This is a genomic window from Chitinophaga pollutisoli, assembly GCF_038396755.1.
In the GTDB taxonomy this organism is placed as follows: domain Bacteria; phylum Bacteroidota; class Bacteroidia; order Chitinophagales; family Chitinophagaceae; genus Chitinophaga; species Chitinophaga pollutisoli.
Window position 1 is genome coordinate 3,672,661 of the sequence record NZ_CP149822.1, and the last position, 14,856, is coordinate 3,687,516.

Below are 14,856 nucleotides of genomic sequence, written 5' to 3' on the forward strand. Positions count from 1 at the left end.
TATCAGTTAGAGCATTTTGAATAATTGTTGTGCATTGGTAGTGGTAACTGCCGCGACTTCCTCAATTTTTAGATTTTTTACATCTGCGATCCGTTGCGCGATCAGCGGGAGGTAGCTGCTTTCGTTGCGCTTGCCGCGATAGGGGACCGGCGCCAGGTAGGGCGCGTCCGTTTCCAGCACGAGGCTTTCCAGTGGGAGATCGGCCACGATCACGTCGAGCCCGGCCTTCTTGAACGTTACTACGCCGCCGATGCCCAGGTAGAACCCCATGCCGATGATCTCTTCCGCTTCGTCGCGCGTACCCGAGAAACAATGAAACACCCCGGTCAGGCGCCCGTCGTGCAGCTCCTTCACCACATCAATGCAGGCGCGGGTGGCCTCCCGGCTATGGATGGCAATGGGCAGGCCAAATTCGAGGGCCATCGCAATCTGGCTGCGGAATGCCCTGAACTGCTGCTCCCTGAACGTCTGGTCCCAATAAAAATCCAGCCCGATCTCGCCCACACCCCAGAATTTCCGGGCCTCCAGCCACTTGCGCACAATAGCCAGCTGCTCTTCTACGTTTTTTTTCACGTAAACGGGATGAATCCCCATCATGGGCAGGCAATGTTCCGGGAAAGCCGCTTCCAGCGCCAGCATCGCCCCAATGGAATCCTCATCTATATTCGGCAATAACATCGTCCCAACCCCCTGGCGGATCGCACGATCCACCATCGCCGGCCGGTCGGAATCGAAATTATCAGAGTATAAATGGGCGTGGGTGTCAATCCAATTCATTATATATTGTTTTTTTCAATTAATTGTTTATCTTTATTTTTGAGAAATCTTTAATGTATGAGGCGTAAGCCTCCCGTCAAAGTTACAGTCTCGAAAAGCCAATACCTATTAAAACCTCCCAAATGAAACACTATTTTAACACGAACAAGGTGCTGTCCGTAACCGCGCTAGCCATCGGAGCCATCACCATTTTCTTCGCCTGCAAGAAAGACGACACCAATCCCGCCAACAACGATCAGAAGGATAACAACACCATCGCCGTAGCCACTTCCGAAGCTACCGTGACCGCCATATACGAAGATGTTTTCACCACCACGCTGGAATATAATAACACCGAACTGCCGCCTTCGGGCCGCCAAGCGCCCGAGCAGGCCGATAACCAACCCTGCTTCCCCGGTGTTGAACTGGTTCCCGCAGACCTGAGCGTCTATCCCAAAATTCTGACCCTCGACTTCGGCACCGGCTGTACCGACGGTAACGGCATCACCCGCAAGGGGAAAATTAAGATCAGCCTGGCAAAACTGTTCTGGCTGGCCGATTCCAAAGCCAACATCACCTTCGAAAACTACTCCGTAAACGGGATCAAAGTCGAAGGCTCCGTTGTAGTAACTACCTCCGCCTGGGGCGACGCCAAGAAAACCTACAGCTATACCGTAACCAACGGTAAAGTGACGCACCCCAACGGATATACCGCCACCTACAACGGCACCCGTACCGTTACGCAAACCGAAGGCGCCGCAACCCTCAGCCTGCGCGACGATCTGTATGCCATCACCGGCAACGCCACGCTGGTTGATAATCTCGGCACCGCCACCGTTGCCATCACCAAACCGCTCCAACGCAGAATCACCTGCGCATGGATCGCAGCCGGTGAAGTAAGCGTTTCCCTCAACGGGCACGCCGGCACCATCAACTACGGCTCCGATGCGGATGACTGCGACAACAAAGCCACCCTCACCATCGGCGACAAAACCAAAGAAATCACTTTCTAATCCAACCGGTTAGAAGACCAGAAAATAACAACGCCGCATGTCCTCAGGACATGCGGCGTTGGCGTTTCAACTATTATTACACGATCGCCCGAACTTCCCAGCCCTGGCGCTTGCAGTGCTCCAGGATGCGCGGCAAGGCGTAGCTCATCCGGTCCCAGGCTTTCTCACTGTCATGGAAAACCACGATGGATCCGGGTTGCAGCTTGAAAACCACGTTCTGCACACAGGCCTCGCCCGTGATCTCCGTGTCGAAATCCCCGCTCAATACGTCCCACATGATAATCCGGTAATCCTTCTTCAATTCGCGGATCTGGAACGGCGAAATTCGACCGTACGGCGGCCGGAATAAATTGGAACGGATGTACTGCGCCGCTTCGCGGATATTGCTGATATACTTGTCCGTAGCCGTTTTCCAGCCGTTGAGATGGTTGTGGGTATGATTACCCACCGCATGCCCGTCGCGCAATATCTGCTGATAGATGTCCGGATGCGCCACCACGTTTTTGCCAATACAAAAAAAGTCGCCTTCGCGTCATATTTCTTGAGCGTTTCCAGCACGAAAGTCGTGGCTTTGGGATGTGGCCCGTCGTCGAACGTGAGGTAAACAGCCGGTACGGCGGGCGTGAAATTCCAGGTGCAGCTTTTGTAGAGCGACTTCAGAAAGCCGGGTGTTTTCGTAAAATAGAACATGTTAAGCGGATTAGCGTGATCGTTCCCTGCCCCGAAATTATTATTTTTGCGCCGTATGAGTCACAATAAAGTAAGGGTGCGCTTTGCGCCGAGCCCTACGGGCGGGCTTCACCTCGGCGGCGTACGCACGGTGTTGTTCAATTTCCTCTTTGCCCGTCAGCATAACGGTGAGTTTATCCTCCGCATCGAAGACACGGACCAGACACGCTTTGTGCCGGGCGCCGAGGAGTATATCGTGGAATGCCTCCGCTGGTGCGGGCTGGAACCCGACGAAAGCCCCCTGAAAGGCGGCCCCTACGGCCCCTACCGCCAATCCGAGCGCAAACCGCTGTACCGCCAGTACGCGGAACAACTGGTCGCATCCGGCAACGCCTATTACGCCTTCGACACCCCCGAAGAACTGGAAGCCATGCGCGAAGTGGAACGCGCCCGCGGCAACCATTCCCCACAATACAACCATGCTGTTCGCGGCCATATGCGCAATTCGCTCAACATGGACGCGGCCGAAGTAAGGGAGCTCCTCGACAAAGAAACCCCGCACGTCATCCGCATCAAAATGCCGACCAACGAAGAATTGACCTTCACCGATATGATCCGCGGCGACGTTACCTTCCAGACCAATATCGTGGACGATAAAGTACTGCTAAAGGCCGACGGCATGCCCACCTACCACCTGGCCGTGGTAGTCGACGATTACCTCATGAAGATCACCCACGCCTTCCGCGGCGAGGAATGGCTCCCCTCCGCGCCGGTGCACATCCTGCTATGGAAGTACCTGGGCTGGGCGAACAAAATGCCCCAATGGGCGCACCTCCCGCTCATCCTCAAGCCCGACGGAAACGGCAAACTCTCCAAACGCGACGGCGACCGCCTCGGTTTCCCCGTATACGCCATGAATTGGCAGGACCCCGCCTCCGGCGATCTCACCAAAGGTTTCCGCGAAAACGGTTTCCTCCCCGAAGCATTCATCAATATGCTGGCTATGCTCGGCTGGAACGACGGCTCCGGACAGGAGATCTTCACCATGGAAGAGCTGATCGCCAAATTCTCTATCTCCCGCGTCCATAAGGGCGGGGCCAAGTTCGATTACGACAAGGCCAAATGGTTCAACCACCAATGGATCCAGCGCACCGGCAACGAGCGCCTCGCGCATCTCTTTCTACCCGTCCTCGAAGCCAAAGGCGTGATCGCCGAGCCCGCTTACGTGGAAAAAATCGCCGGCCTGGTGAAAGAGCGCTGCCAGTTCGTGAATGAAATCTGGGACCACGGCTTTTTCTTCTTCGTACGCCCGGATAAATACGATCTCGACGCCGTGAAACCCAAATGGAATGCCGACAAACAGGCGTTCTTCGGTGAATGGCTGTCCGTGTTGCTCAACCAGGAAGACTTCTCCGCCGCCGCGCTGGAAGAAGGCTTCAAGGGGCTGGCCGCCGCCAAAGGCATCAAGCCCGGCGAACTGCAACTGCCTTTCCGCATTATGCTTTGCGGTGGGAAATTTGGTCCCCCGGTATTCGATATCGCCGCTACCATCGGCAAGAACGAAACCATCGACCGCATCGCACTGGCGCTCGATCTGCTGAAGTAATGTACGATCCCGTATAAACGAAGGGGGCTGACCAAAGAGTAATGGTCAGCCCCCTTTTTATTCGGGTGCCTGATGGAGGCCCAATATCGTTTGCGCGATACGCAGCCCCTTCCGGAAAGTACGGTTACGCTTTCTTGGCTTCCTTAGCCCAGGTGTCTTTCAGGGTAACGGTCCTGTTGAACACGGGGCGATCCGGCTTGGAGTCGTAATCCACTACGAAATACCCTTTGCGGAGGAACTGGAAGCGGTCGCCGGGCTTTGCTGCCGCGAGGACCGGTTCGATATATGCTTTCTGAATGATTTCCAGCGAATTTGGGTTGATGAGATCCTTGAATTCGGCTTCTTCCGCCGCGGGGTTTTCCACGGTAAAGAGGCGGTCGTACAGGCGCACTTCGGCTTCTTTCGCATGTGCGGCGCTCAACCAGTGGATGGTGCCTTTTACGCTCATGGCGCTGCCTTCCGCGCCCGATTTGCTTTCGGGGATGTGGGTGGCGTATACAGTGGTGATGTTGCCGTCGGCGTCTTTGTCGAAGCCGGTGCACTCTACGATGTAAGCGTATTTCAGGCGCACTTTCAGGCCTACGCCCAGGCGGAAGAACTTCTTGGGAGGGTTCTCCATGAAATCTTCCCGCTCGATCCAGAGGGTGTTGCTGAAGGAAACGGTGCGATGACCGGCGGAAGCGTCTTCCGGGTTGTTCTCTGCTTCCAGTTCTTCGGTTTGCCCTTCGGGATAGCTCGTGATCACCAGCTTAACGGGGTCGAGTACGGCCATTACGCGGTTGGCGGTTTTATTCAGTTCTTCCCTTATGCAGAACTCCAGCAGCCCGATCTCGATCATGTTATCGCGCTTCTGGATACCCACTCTTTCCGCGAAAGTGCGGATGCTGGAAGGCGTGAAGCCGCGGCGGCGGAATGCGGCGATCGTAGGCATGCGGGGATCGTCCCAGCCGGCCACGATGCCGTCGTTCACCAGCTGCAGCAGCTTGCGCTTGCTCATCACGGTATAGCTGAGGTTCAGCCGCGCGAACTCGTACTGGTGCGAAGGGAAAATATCCAGCTGCTGGATGAACCAGTCGTACAGCGGCCGGTGGGGGATGAATTCCAGCGTACAGATGGAATGGGTGATCTGCTCAATGCTGTCGCTCTGCCCGTGCGCGAAGTCGTACATGGGATAGATGCTCCAGGCGTCGCCGGTGCGGTGGTGATGCGCATGCTTGATGCGGTACATGATAGGGTCGCGCATGTGCATGTTGGGCGAAGCCATGTCTACCTTCGCGCGGAGTACTTTGGCGCCGTCGGGGTATTTGCCTTCCCGCATTTCGGCGAACAGGCGGAGGTTTTCCTCCACGTTGCGGCTGCGGTAGGGGCTGTCCTTACCCGGTTCGGTAGGCGTGCCCTTCAGCGCGGCGATCTCGGCGGCGGAGGAATCGTCTACATACGCGAGGCCTTTTTCGATCAGTTGCACGGCGAACGCATACAGCTGCTCGAAGTAATCGGAGGCATATAATTCTTTGGCCCATTCGAAGCCGAGCCATTGGATGTCTTCTTTAATGGAATCCACGTACTCGGTGTCTTCGGTAACGGGGTTGGTATCGTCGAACCGGAGGTTGGTTTGCCCTCCGTATTTTTTGGCCAGGCCGAAATTGAGGCAGATGCTTTTGGCATGCCCGATATGGAGGTAGCCGTTCGGCTCGGGAGGGAAACGCGTGAGTACCCGCCCGCCGTTAACGCCGTTGGAAATATCTTCTTCTACGATCTGTTCCAGGAAATTCAGTGATCTTTCTTCGCTCATAATTGGCTTTTTATCCGAAATGCAAAGGTAATATAATTGAAAACACGCTTTTGCCGCACTTTCGGGGAAAATACTACATTTACAATCCAATATTCGAATTATGGTCAACCCGAATCAACGTCCCATCCGTGTACTGGTAGCCAAAGTAGGCCTCGACGGCCACGACCGCGGCGCCAAGGTGATCGCCTCCGCCCTGCGCGACGCGGGCATGGAAGTCATCTATACCGGTCTGCGGCAGACGCCGGAAATGGTGGTAAATGCGGCTTTGCAGGAAGATGTGGACGCCATTGGCGTGAGCATCCTCTCCGGGGCGCATATGACCGTATTCCCGAAAATCATCGCCCTGATGAAGGAAAAAGGGATGGACGACGTGCTCCTGACCGGCGGCGGCATCATACCCGACACCGATATGCAGGAACTGTACGCCCTCGGGGTGGGAAAACTGTTCCCGCCAGGCACCCATACCCGTGAGATTGCCGACTATATCGCAGCGTGGACCGGCGAGCACAGAGAATTTTAGTATTTTTTGAAACTTTTCACAAACACGTTCGTCTTCTTTACGGACGGCAGCATAACGAACGCTTTCCGGAGCAACCAAAACGGAAAGCCCGGCCGTGTGATGCACCGCCGCTGTCCCCATCCTTAACCACTGTAAAGTTGAAACCATCATGAAACTCGTCCGCTACACAATGCTATGCCTGGCCCTTACCGCCGCCGCATCCACCGTCCGCGCCCAGGAAGAAAAGAAGGAAGATACCACTGTCGTATCTACCGAAACCAAAAAGAAAGTGAGCTATCATTTCCACATTTACGCACCGCCCAAACCCGGTAAAGGCTATGTGACCGCCGGCGGCAACGGCCCCTTGCTCTCTTTCGCCAACGTGAAGAATAACGACGAACGTGTACGGAATATCCCCCGTTTCACCATTTTCTTCAATGTCGGAACCAACTACAACTACGATTTCAATAACAACATCGGCATATTTAGTGGTTTGAATATCAAGAATATAGGTTTGATCACCAAGCCTACCGACAACGTAAAGCTGAAACAGCGCGTGTACACCCTGGGCGTGCCCGTGGGCTTCAAGATCGGCGACCTCCGCAGTGGCACTTTCCTGTTCTTTGGCGGGGAATACGACATGGCTTTCAATTATAAAGAGAAATATTTCCTCGACGGCGATAAGAAATCCAAGTTCAACGAGTGGTTCAGCGACCGGACGGACCTGTTCATGCCTTCCCTGTTCGCGGGTTTCCGTTTTGGTCCTGCTTTCGGGATCAAGGGGCAGTATTACCTGAACAACTTCTTCAACCAGGATTACACAGAAACGGTGGGAGGTGTAAAAACACAGCCGTATAAAGACCTGAAAGCCAATCTGATGTTCGTGACGCTGAGCTATAATTTCGGTATCCGCAAACATGAAAAAACAAAGACCACCACTACCACCGAGTACCGCAAAGGCACGAAGGTGATCATCGAGAAAAGAACGGAAATAACTGATTAACAGATAATTAGCCAATTATGACCGCAAAGCGCCGCCTGCAAGGGCGGCGCTTTGCGGTTGTATGAGTTATCGGGTAAGGTCTTAGTACGGTTACAGTACGGTATCGCTACTGTATCTGTACTGAGCCTGTGCTGAGCGGGAGGAGGGGAATTTTCCGGCGGGCCTGCAAGTTGAAAACACTTAAATTAGCCGGATCATACCAAAACAAAACATCTTTCCATATGTACAACACCATCAGCACCCAGGTGAACGACGGCATCCTGGAAATTACGATCAACCGGCCGGACAAGCTCAATGCCCTCAACCGGGAAGTGATGAAAGAACTGGCTTTGGCCGTGGACGAAGTTTACAAGAACAAGGAAGTGTACGCGGCCATCATCACAGGCAGCGGGCCGAAGGCGTTTATCGCCGGGGCGGATATTTCCGAGTTCCTGGAGCTGACGCCTGAGCAAGGGATGGACCTGGCCAAGAAAGGGCATACCATTTTCCAGCGGATCGAGGATTGCCATAAGCCCATCGTGGCGGCGGTGAACGGGTTTGCACTGGGCGGCGGTTGCGAACTGGCCATGGCCTGCCATTTCAGGCTGGCGAGCAACAACGCGCGGTTCGGGCAACCGGAAGTGAATCTGGGGATCATTCCCGGGTATGGCGGCACCCAGCGGCTGACGCGCCTCATCGGCAAAGGCAAAGCCCTCGAGCTCATGCTCACCGGGGATATGATCTCGGCCGAAGAAGCGCTGAAATGGGGGCTCGTCAACCATGTGACCACCCCGGAAGAACTGCTGGCCAAAACCCGCGAACAGCTGGCCAAAATCCGGGAAAAGGCGCCCCTGGCCGTTTCGCGCGTCATCAAATGCGTTAATTCCTATTTCAAATACGACGAAAACGGCTTCGAAACGGAGATCAAAGAGTTTGCCGATAGCTTCGGCACCAAAGACCTCACCGAAGGCGCAAAAGCATTCATCGAAAAACGTAAACCCAATTTCAAAGGAGAATAAACCGCAGGTTCTGTACCTTTACGGACCAAAATTTACAGATTATGGATTTCAGGATAGAGAAAGACACGATGGGCGAGGTGAAAGTGCCTGCCAATGCTTATTTCGGCGCACAAACCCAACGTTCCATCGACAACTTCAGGATCGCGCAGGACATTAACAAAATGCCGAAGGAAATCATCAAAGCCTTCGCTTACCTGAAGAAAGCCGCGGCCCTCACTAACCAGGAAGCCGGCGCGCTGCCCGCGGAAAAAGCCGCCCTCATCGGTAAAGTGTGCGACGAAATCCTCGAAGGCAAGCTCGACAACGAATTCCCCCTCGTGGTTTGGCAGACCGGTTCGGGCACCCAATCCAACATGAACGTGAACGAAGTGGTAGCCTACCGCGCCCATGTGATCAACGGCGGCCAGCTCACCGATAAAGACAAGGTGCTGCACCCGAACGACGATGTAAACAAATCTCAATCTTCCAACGATACCTTCCCCACCGCCATGCACATCGCGGCGTACAAAATGCTGGTGGAAGTAACGATCCCCGGCATCACGAAGCTTCGCAACACCCTCGCCGCCAAAGCGAAGGAATACATGCACATCGTGAAGATCGGCCGCACCCACTTTATGGATGCCACGCCGCTCACGCTGGGCCAGGAGATCAGCGGGTATGTTTCCCAGCTCGACCACGGCCTGCGCGCCATCAACAACACCCTGGCGCACCTGTCGGAACTGGCGCTGGGAGGCACAGCAGTAGGTACCGGGATCAACACTCCCGAAGGCTACGCAGTGAATGTTGCGAAACACATCGCCAACCTGACCGGCCTTCCCTTCGTGACCGCAGAAAATAAATTCGAATCTCTCGCGGCACACGACGCCATCGTGGAAGCACACGGCGCATTGAAAACGGTGGCCGTTAGCCTGATGAAAATCGCCAACGACATCCGCATGCTCAGCTCCGGCCCCCGCTCCGGCATCGGCGAGCTTTTCATACCCGACAACGAGCCCGGTTCTTCCATCATGCCCGGCAAAGTAAACCCCACCCAGTGCGAGGCCCTCACCATGATCGCCGCACAGGTGCTCGGGAACGACGTAGCCATCAACATCGGCGGCGCCACCGGCCACTTCGAACTGAACGTTTTCAAACCCATGATGATCTATAATTTCCTCCACTCCGCCCGCCTGCTCGGCGACGGCTGCGTAAGCTTCAACGACAAGTGCGCGGAAGGCCTGGCGCCCATCGAGGAGAACATCAAAAAACACGTAGACAATTCCCTCATGCTCGTAACCGCCCTCAATACGAAGATCGGTTACTACAAAGCCGCCGAAATCGCACAGAAAGCGCACAAGGAAGGCACCACGCTGAAGGAAATGGCCGTGAAACTGGGTTACGTAACCCCCGAAGAATTCGATGCCTGGGTAATCCCCGGTAACATGGTCGGCAAACTCGGTTAATCTGATAAGTACGATAAAAGCAAAAAAGGTTGTCTGCCGAAGCGGACAACCTTTTTTTATGTTCTGCCCGGAACCGGGTTATTTCATGATCGTAAGAATGATGGTGCGGAGACTCATCGCGATGACGAGTACGGCTACCAGTATCATGAGCGGCTTGCGTTTCATCTTCTTCACAAGGATGGCCGCAAAGGGAGACGCAATTACCCCGCCGAGTACAAGGCCGATGATTACCTGCCAGCTGTCCACGCCGTTGAAGAACAGCAATGTGCCCGCGCTGGATGCGGCGATGAAGAATTCGGCTGCATTCACGGAGCCGATAGTGTAATTCACGGTGCGGCCTTTGGCCAGAAGGGTAGAGGTCACGATAGGGCCCCAGCCCCCTCCGCCGATGGAGTCCATGAAACCGCCGAAAAACGCCAGCGGACCGAGGCGCCGCGTTTTGCTCTTGGGCTTGCGTTTCTGCAGGGCTTTACGGAGGATCAATATGCCTAGGATCATGAGATACGCACTCATGAAAGGTTTTATAACGTCGCCGTCGATCACGTCCGATAAAATCCAGGCCCCCGCCACCGCACCGATCATGCCGGGAATGAGAAGGTGGAGGAATAGCTTCTTGTTAACATTGCCCAGCTTGAAGTGCGCGATACCGCTGGCGCCCGTGGTAAACACTTCGGCCACGTGTACACTGGTGCTGGTCATGGCCGGCGAAACGCCCAGGCCCAGCAGCAGCGACGACGAAGTAGCGCCATACGCCATGCCCAAAGCGCCGTCGATCATCTGCGCGGTAAGCCCCACGCCCATGAAGAACAGCAGCTTGCTGGTGAACACATCCTGCGCCATCTGCGCGATCCGCGTTTGCGCATCGTGCGATATGCCGTAATGATACGTGAACCACAATCCGGCCGCCACCACCAAAATGGAAACGCCGATCAGCACCCAGATCCAGTAACTCTTTTTATTATCCTCGTTCACGAGGTCTATGAGCACCTTCTGGGTGGCATCGGTAGCTACACGCTGTTCCGCCTTGTCGATCACCTCATTATGGGACATACTAATTATTAATAAAGTCTACAGGAATTGTGGACTAAAAATAGATGTAATCCACGGTTTATCCAAATATTTCTGTCGCAATTTAAAAAATTGGCGGAGGTCGCATCGCGCCTCCGCCGGGCAGGTTGGTTTTTGTGTAACAGGGTTTCCAATAGTAAGGTAAAGCGGCCGCAGCAGCCTGCGGCGCGCCGTCAGTTATTTGGTCAGCAGCCCTTCGACGGTGATGGCCGCATAGTATAATCCGCCGATGGTAGGGCCTGCCGCGTACTGGATGTAGCGGTGGTTGAACAGGTTTGCTCCGCCGGCCTTGATAGTGGTTTTATACTTCGGGATGCGGTAGTTCACTTGTGCGTCTACGGTGCTGAATGCCGGTACATCGCCGTTGGCCAGGGGGCTTTCCCAATAAAAGGTGTTCTGCCAGCGCCAAACCACGTTGAAACCGAAGTTTTTGAACAGTTCGCGGTTCCCGAAGCTCAGGTTGGTGACCCAGTCGGGTGTGTTGAAGCCGGTGGCGAATACGTCTTTCTCCTTGTTATCCACAATGTCGTTGTAGTTCAGGTTGCCGGCTACTGTCCATTTTTTGTAGAAGTTGTAGGTCAGCCCGAGGGATGCACCGTAGTTGTCGTAGGTATTTTTGGCGTTGGTGTATACCCGGTAGCGCGTTTGCTTGCTGCGGTTGGCGGCCAGCATGTCCAGCACCGAAGCGTCCGTCCCGACTTTATCCGTAGCCGGCACGGATACCTCAACCTGGCCGAGGAAGCCGTCGTACCGGTTGTAATAGGCATCCGCATCGATCACGAATTTGTTGCCGAGCAAAACGCTGCGGTACCCCACTTCAAAGGAGTTGATGCGCTCGGGACGGGTAGGACTGAGGGCAGTCACATCCAGCAACGCCCTGTTTTTCAGGGCGGCGTCGTTGGCGGTGAGCCCGTCGGCCACGTCTTTGTTCACGGCGTTGTTGAAGGCGTTGACAGAGGCAATGGTATATGAATTTTCCAGGTAACCCAGCCCGTCGTTGATGTAGGAGAGGCCCCCGACGCGGCGAACGTTGCCGTTGTTCACAAACGAAAGGGCCTCAAAAAGCGCGGGGAAGCGGAAGCCGTTCTGCCAGCTCGCGCGGAAGTTATGTTTCTGCGCGAGGGTATACACTGCCGCCAGGCGGGGATTCACTTTGGGGTCGAACTCGGGGTTGTAGTCCACACGGAGCGAGCCCACCAGCTTCAGTTTGTCTTCGAAGAAGGTTTTGCTCACCTGCGCGAAGCCGCCGAACTTCTTGTAATAGACGTTTTTGCCGCCGGGCGTGGTCCTGTCTTTCAGGGGTTTGGTGAAATCCACGAAATTGTTGCCGTCAGGGATCACTTCATAAATACGGCCGTCGCCGCCTACCAGGAGGTTAAGGAATTTAACATGGCGGCTGAGGTCCCACTGTGCATCGAGGTGATACACGCGGCTATGCTGGTCGAGCCAGGCGCCGCCGGTGGCGGGTGCGCCGGAAACGGAAGCGGCATGGTCCCAGTTGTTGATGCCGATGATGGTATTTTTCAGCGCTTCGAACTGCGGCGTACCGGGTTGAACACGCCCTTCATCGGCTGTTACCCTTGCGCGGCGCATGGCTTCGGCGAGCCCGGTACCGGCGTTGATCTCGGATTGGAGTTTCGTCTTGAAGGCGTCGCGCCAGGCGTTATTGCTTTTATTGGTAAGATCGAGGTTGTCGGTGAGAGGTTTGAGATTGTAGGAGTCGCCGGTATTTTCGAGCATCACGTAACTGCGTACAAAATAATCCGCGCCACGCAGCTCCAGTTTGTGGTTTTGAACGACGACGCCGTCGAGCTGGATTTTGTTGCCGCGCTGAAAAAGGCCATCCATCTGACCGCGGCGATAGGTGTAGCTCAGTTCCGCCTTCGGTGTGATGCGCCAGTAAAGGCCCAGGTCCGCCTTGATATTTTCGACCACCGGGTTCACGAGGTCTTTTTCCCAATAACCGGTGCGGCGGACATTGAAGGTTTCGTTTTTCCCGTTGAGGGTTACGCCGACAGACACATTGTTATTATTCTCATCGCCATATTTGTTCCAGGCATCGTAGGCGGGATTGTTGCCCGCGCCGCTGAGAGCCGGGAAGCGGCTGTTGGCGGCGCTGTTCTGGTCGGTGGCGGCGCTGGCGCGCCAGTCGGTGCCGCGGAGGTAGCTGGCGTTGATTTTAAAGGCGAATTTGTCTTTCCAGGAATGGGCGTATCGGATGGCGGTTTCGGTGAGCACGCTGGGGTCGTAGTCGATACCGTCTACATGGTTGACGCCGATTTTCTGGTAGATGCTGAGGCCATTATAAAGGAAAGGACTTTTGGTCTGGAGATTGGCCATGCCGTTGATGGCGTTCATGCCGTAAAGGGCGGAAGCCGCGCCGGGCGTGATTTCCACGCTTTGGATATCGAGCTCGGTGGGGCCGATGGCGTTGCCGAGTGGTACACCGAGGGTGGCCGCCTGCATATCCACGCCGTCTACCAGTTGCATGAACCGGAAGTTGTTGGGGATATTGAAGCCCCGGGTGTTGGGGACTTTAAAAGTCAGGCTGGATGTAGTCATCTGCACACCTTTCACGTTTTCGAGGGCATCGTAGAAGCTGGGGGCCGGCGACTCCTTGATGGCGCGGATATCCAGTTTTTCAATGGCCACCGGCGATTTGAGGGCTTCCTCTTCCACGCGGGAGGCGGTTACCACTACTTCCTTGCCGAGGAGCGTTTGGGTGGCGAGGGCAATGTCGAGCCGGGAGCCGGTGCCTGTAACTTCAAACTCCTGCGACTGGAAGCCCAGGCTGGAGAACACGAGGATAAAAGGAAACTTCAGCCGGGTTTTGAGGATGAACGCGCCGGTATTGTCGGTAGTTGTGCCGGCGATCGTGCCTTTCACCTGTATACTGACACCGGGGATCGGTTCCCCGGTGCCCTGGTCCTTCACTTTCCCCGATATCTGAACGATGCTGTTTTCCTGGCCGTTGGCGGTAACCGCCGCCAGCAGCAGGGGCAAGGTGAGGAGGAGCCAGAAGTGTTGCAATACTGTTTTCATATAGTTCCTTGGTTGATTAATACTATTAGTCTATAGGATTAGTAGACAAATGTAGGTGGGAAATGGGAAATTTGCAAGAAAGGGGAGTAAGAATTTTTGAAAGAAGCCACAGCGGCGGTTTTGGGTATTTGTTTGCTGCCGTCTTCCCGCAGCGGTGTGCTACGCATGGCGGGTGGCGATACCCCAAGGAAGAAAACCGCTTCTTGATGGAGCGGCGTCCGCCATCAGCGCAAGGCGCACATCTTCGAAAAGAAAAAAGCCGCTTCCCGGGGGAGCGGCTTTCTATCCGAATATTTTATCAACTAAGCGATTTTATCATCCAGCGCCGGCTGCGTGCCCACCGGTTTCTCCTTTTCCTCGCCGGGCTTGTGCAAAAAGCGCTTCTGGAAAATCAGGATCGCGATCACGCCCACCGAGATAGCCGCATCCGCAATATTGAAAATCGGGCGGAAGAAGATGAAATGCTCGCCGCCCCAGAAAGGCACCCATTTCGGGAAAAAGCCCTCGATCAGGGGGAAATACAGCATATCCACCACATTGCCATGCAGGAAAGTGCCATATCCGCCGGCGGCAGGCAGGAATTGCGCTACCGTGCTGTTCGTGCTTTCCGAGAAGATCATCCCGTAGAACATACTGTCTATCAGGTTGCCCGCCGCGCCCGCCAAAATCTGCGCGCCGCAGATCAGCAATCCGGTGTGGTATTTCTCGCGTACCAGCTTCTTCATGTAAAAGAACCCGACTATAACGGCCACCAGGCGGAATAGCGTCAGCGCGATCTTGCCGAACTCACCGCCGAACTTCAAACCGTAGGCCATCCCTTCATTCTCGATAAAATGAATTTGGAACCAACTGCCGAACACGGGAAAACTTTCGTTCAACGCCATGTTCGTCTTGATCCAATATTTCACGATCTGATCGATAAGCAGGATACCAATCACGATCCATACAATGTGACGATACTTCAAAAT

Annotated in this window: 11 protein-coding genes and 1 pseudogene; 6 read left to right on the top strand and 6 right to left on the bottom strand. The window is 54.9% G+C overall.

Features of this window, described 5'->3' with window-relative positions:
• Positions 1 to 6: 6 nt before the first annotated feature.
• Positions 7 to 777: a TatD family hydrolase gene (locus WJU16_RS15415; protein ID WP_341834381.1), complete on the bottom strand. Its 771-nt coding sequence runs from the start codon at positions 775 to 777 to the stop codon at positions 7 to 9.
• Positions 778 to 899: 122 nt separating this feature from the next.
• Here WJU16_RS15415 and WJU16_RS15420 point away from each other — a divergent pair, with 122 nt between their 5' ends.
• The gene (locus WJU16_RS15420; protein ID WP_341834382.1) at positions 900 to 1,769 is read left to right on the top strand and encodes a hypothetical protein; all 870 of its coding nucleotides are present in this window, start codon (positions 900 to 902) and stop codon (positions 1,767 to 1,769) included.
• Between the two features lie 76 nt (positions 1,770 to 1,845).
• Here the strand turns inward: WJU16_RS15420 and WJU16_RS15425 are convergent.
• Positions 1,846 to 2,459, bottom strand: a pseudogene (locus tag WJU16_RS15425) (polysaccharide deacetylase family protein).
• 55 nt (positions 2,460 to 2,514) lie between these two features.
• Here WJU16_RS15425 and gltX point away from each other — a divergent pair.
• Complete coding sequence (gene gltX / locus WJU16_RS15435) at positions 2,515 to 4,044, top strand: glutamate--tRNA ligase (protein WP_341834384.1); 1,530 nt, start codon at positions 2,515 to 2,517, stop codon at positions 4,042 to 4,044.
• Between the two features lie 124 nt (positions 4,045 to 4,168).
• Here the strand turns inward: gltX and WJU16_RS15440 are convergent, their stop codons facing one another.
• Positions 4,169 to 5,836 (bottom strand): glutamine--tRNA ligase/YqeY domain fusion protein, encoded by a 1,668-nt coding sequence (locus WJU16_RS15440; RefSeq protein ID WP_341834385.1) that lies wholly within the window; start codon positions 5,834 to 5,836, stop codon positions 4,169 to 4,171.
• A 100-nt stretch (positions 5,837 to 5,936) separates the two neighbouring features.
• Here WJU16_RS15440 and WJU16_RS15445 point away from each other — a divergent pair, with 100 nt between their 5' ends.
• The 4 genes from WJU16_RS15445 to fumC all read left to right on the top strand — a co-directional run bounded on the left by WJU16_RS15445 (position 5,937) and on the right by fumC (position 9,778).
• The gene (locus WJU16_RS15445) at positions 5,937 to 6,356 is read left to right on the top strand and encodes a cobalamin B12-binding domain-containing protein (RefSeq protein WP_341834386.1); all 420 of its coding nucleotides are present in this window, start codon (positions 5,937 to 5,939) and stop codon (positions 6,354 to 6,356) included.
• A gap of 148 nt (positions 6,357 to 6,504) precedes the next feature.
• Positions 6,505 to 7,338 (top strand): hypothetical protein, encoded by an 834-nt coding sequence (locus WJU16_RS15450; protein WP_341834387.1) that lies wholly within the window; start codon positions 6,505 to 6,507, stop codon positions 7,336 to 7,338.
• Positions 7,339 to 7,559: 221 nt separating this feature from the next.
• The gene (locus WJU16_RS15455) at positions 7,560 to 8,336 is read left to right on the top strand and encodes an enoyl-CoA hydratase-related protein (RefSeq protein ID WP_341834388.1); all 777 of its coding nucleotides are present in this window, start codon (positions 7,560 to 7,562) and stop codon (positions 8,334 to 8,336) included.
• A gap of 41 nt (positions 8,337 to 8,377) precedes the next feature.
• The gene (fumC, locus tag WJU16_RS15460) at positions 8,378 to 9,778 is read left to right on the top strand and encodes a class II fumarate hydratase (protein WP_341834389.1); all 1,401 of its coding nucleotides are present in this window, start codon (positions 8,378 to 8,380) and stop codon (positions 9,776 to 9,778) included.
• Between the two features lie 78 nt (positions 9,779 to 9,856).
• Here the strand turns inward: fumC and WJU16_RS15465 are convergent, their stop codons facing one another.
• The 3 genes from WJU16_RS15465 to WJU16_RS15475 form a co-directional block, all read right to left on the bottom strand.
• Complete coding sequence (locus WJU16_RS15465; protein WP_341834390.1) at positions 9,857 to 10,828, bottom strand: sulfite exporter TauE/SafE family protein; 972 nt, start codon at positions 10,826 to 10,828, stop codon at positions 9,857 to 9,859.
• Between the two features lie 195 nt (positions 10,829 to 11,023).
• Positions 11,024 to 13,888 (bottom strand): TonB-dependent receptor, encoded by a 2,865-nt coding sequence (locus tag WJU16_RS15470; RefSeq protein ID WP_341834391.1) that lies wholly within the window; start codon positions 13,886 to 13,888, stop codon positions 11,024 to 11,026.
• Positions 13,889 to 14,190: 302 nt separating this feature from the next.
• Entirely contained in the window at positions 14,191 to 14,853 is a 663-nt protein-coding gene (locus WJU16_RS15475) for a lipoprotein signal peptidase (RefSeq protein ID WP_341834392.1), read from the bottom strand.
• Positions 14,854 to 14,856: the final 3 nt, after the last annotated feature.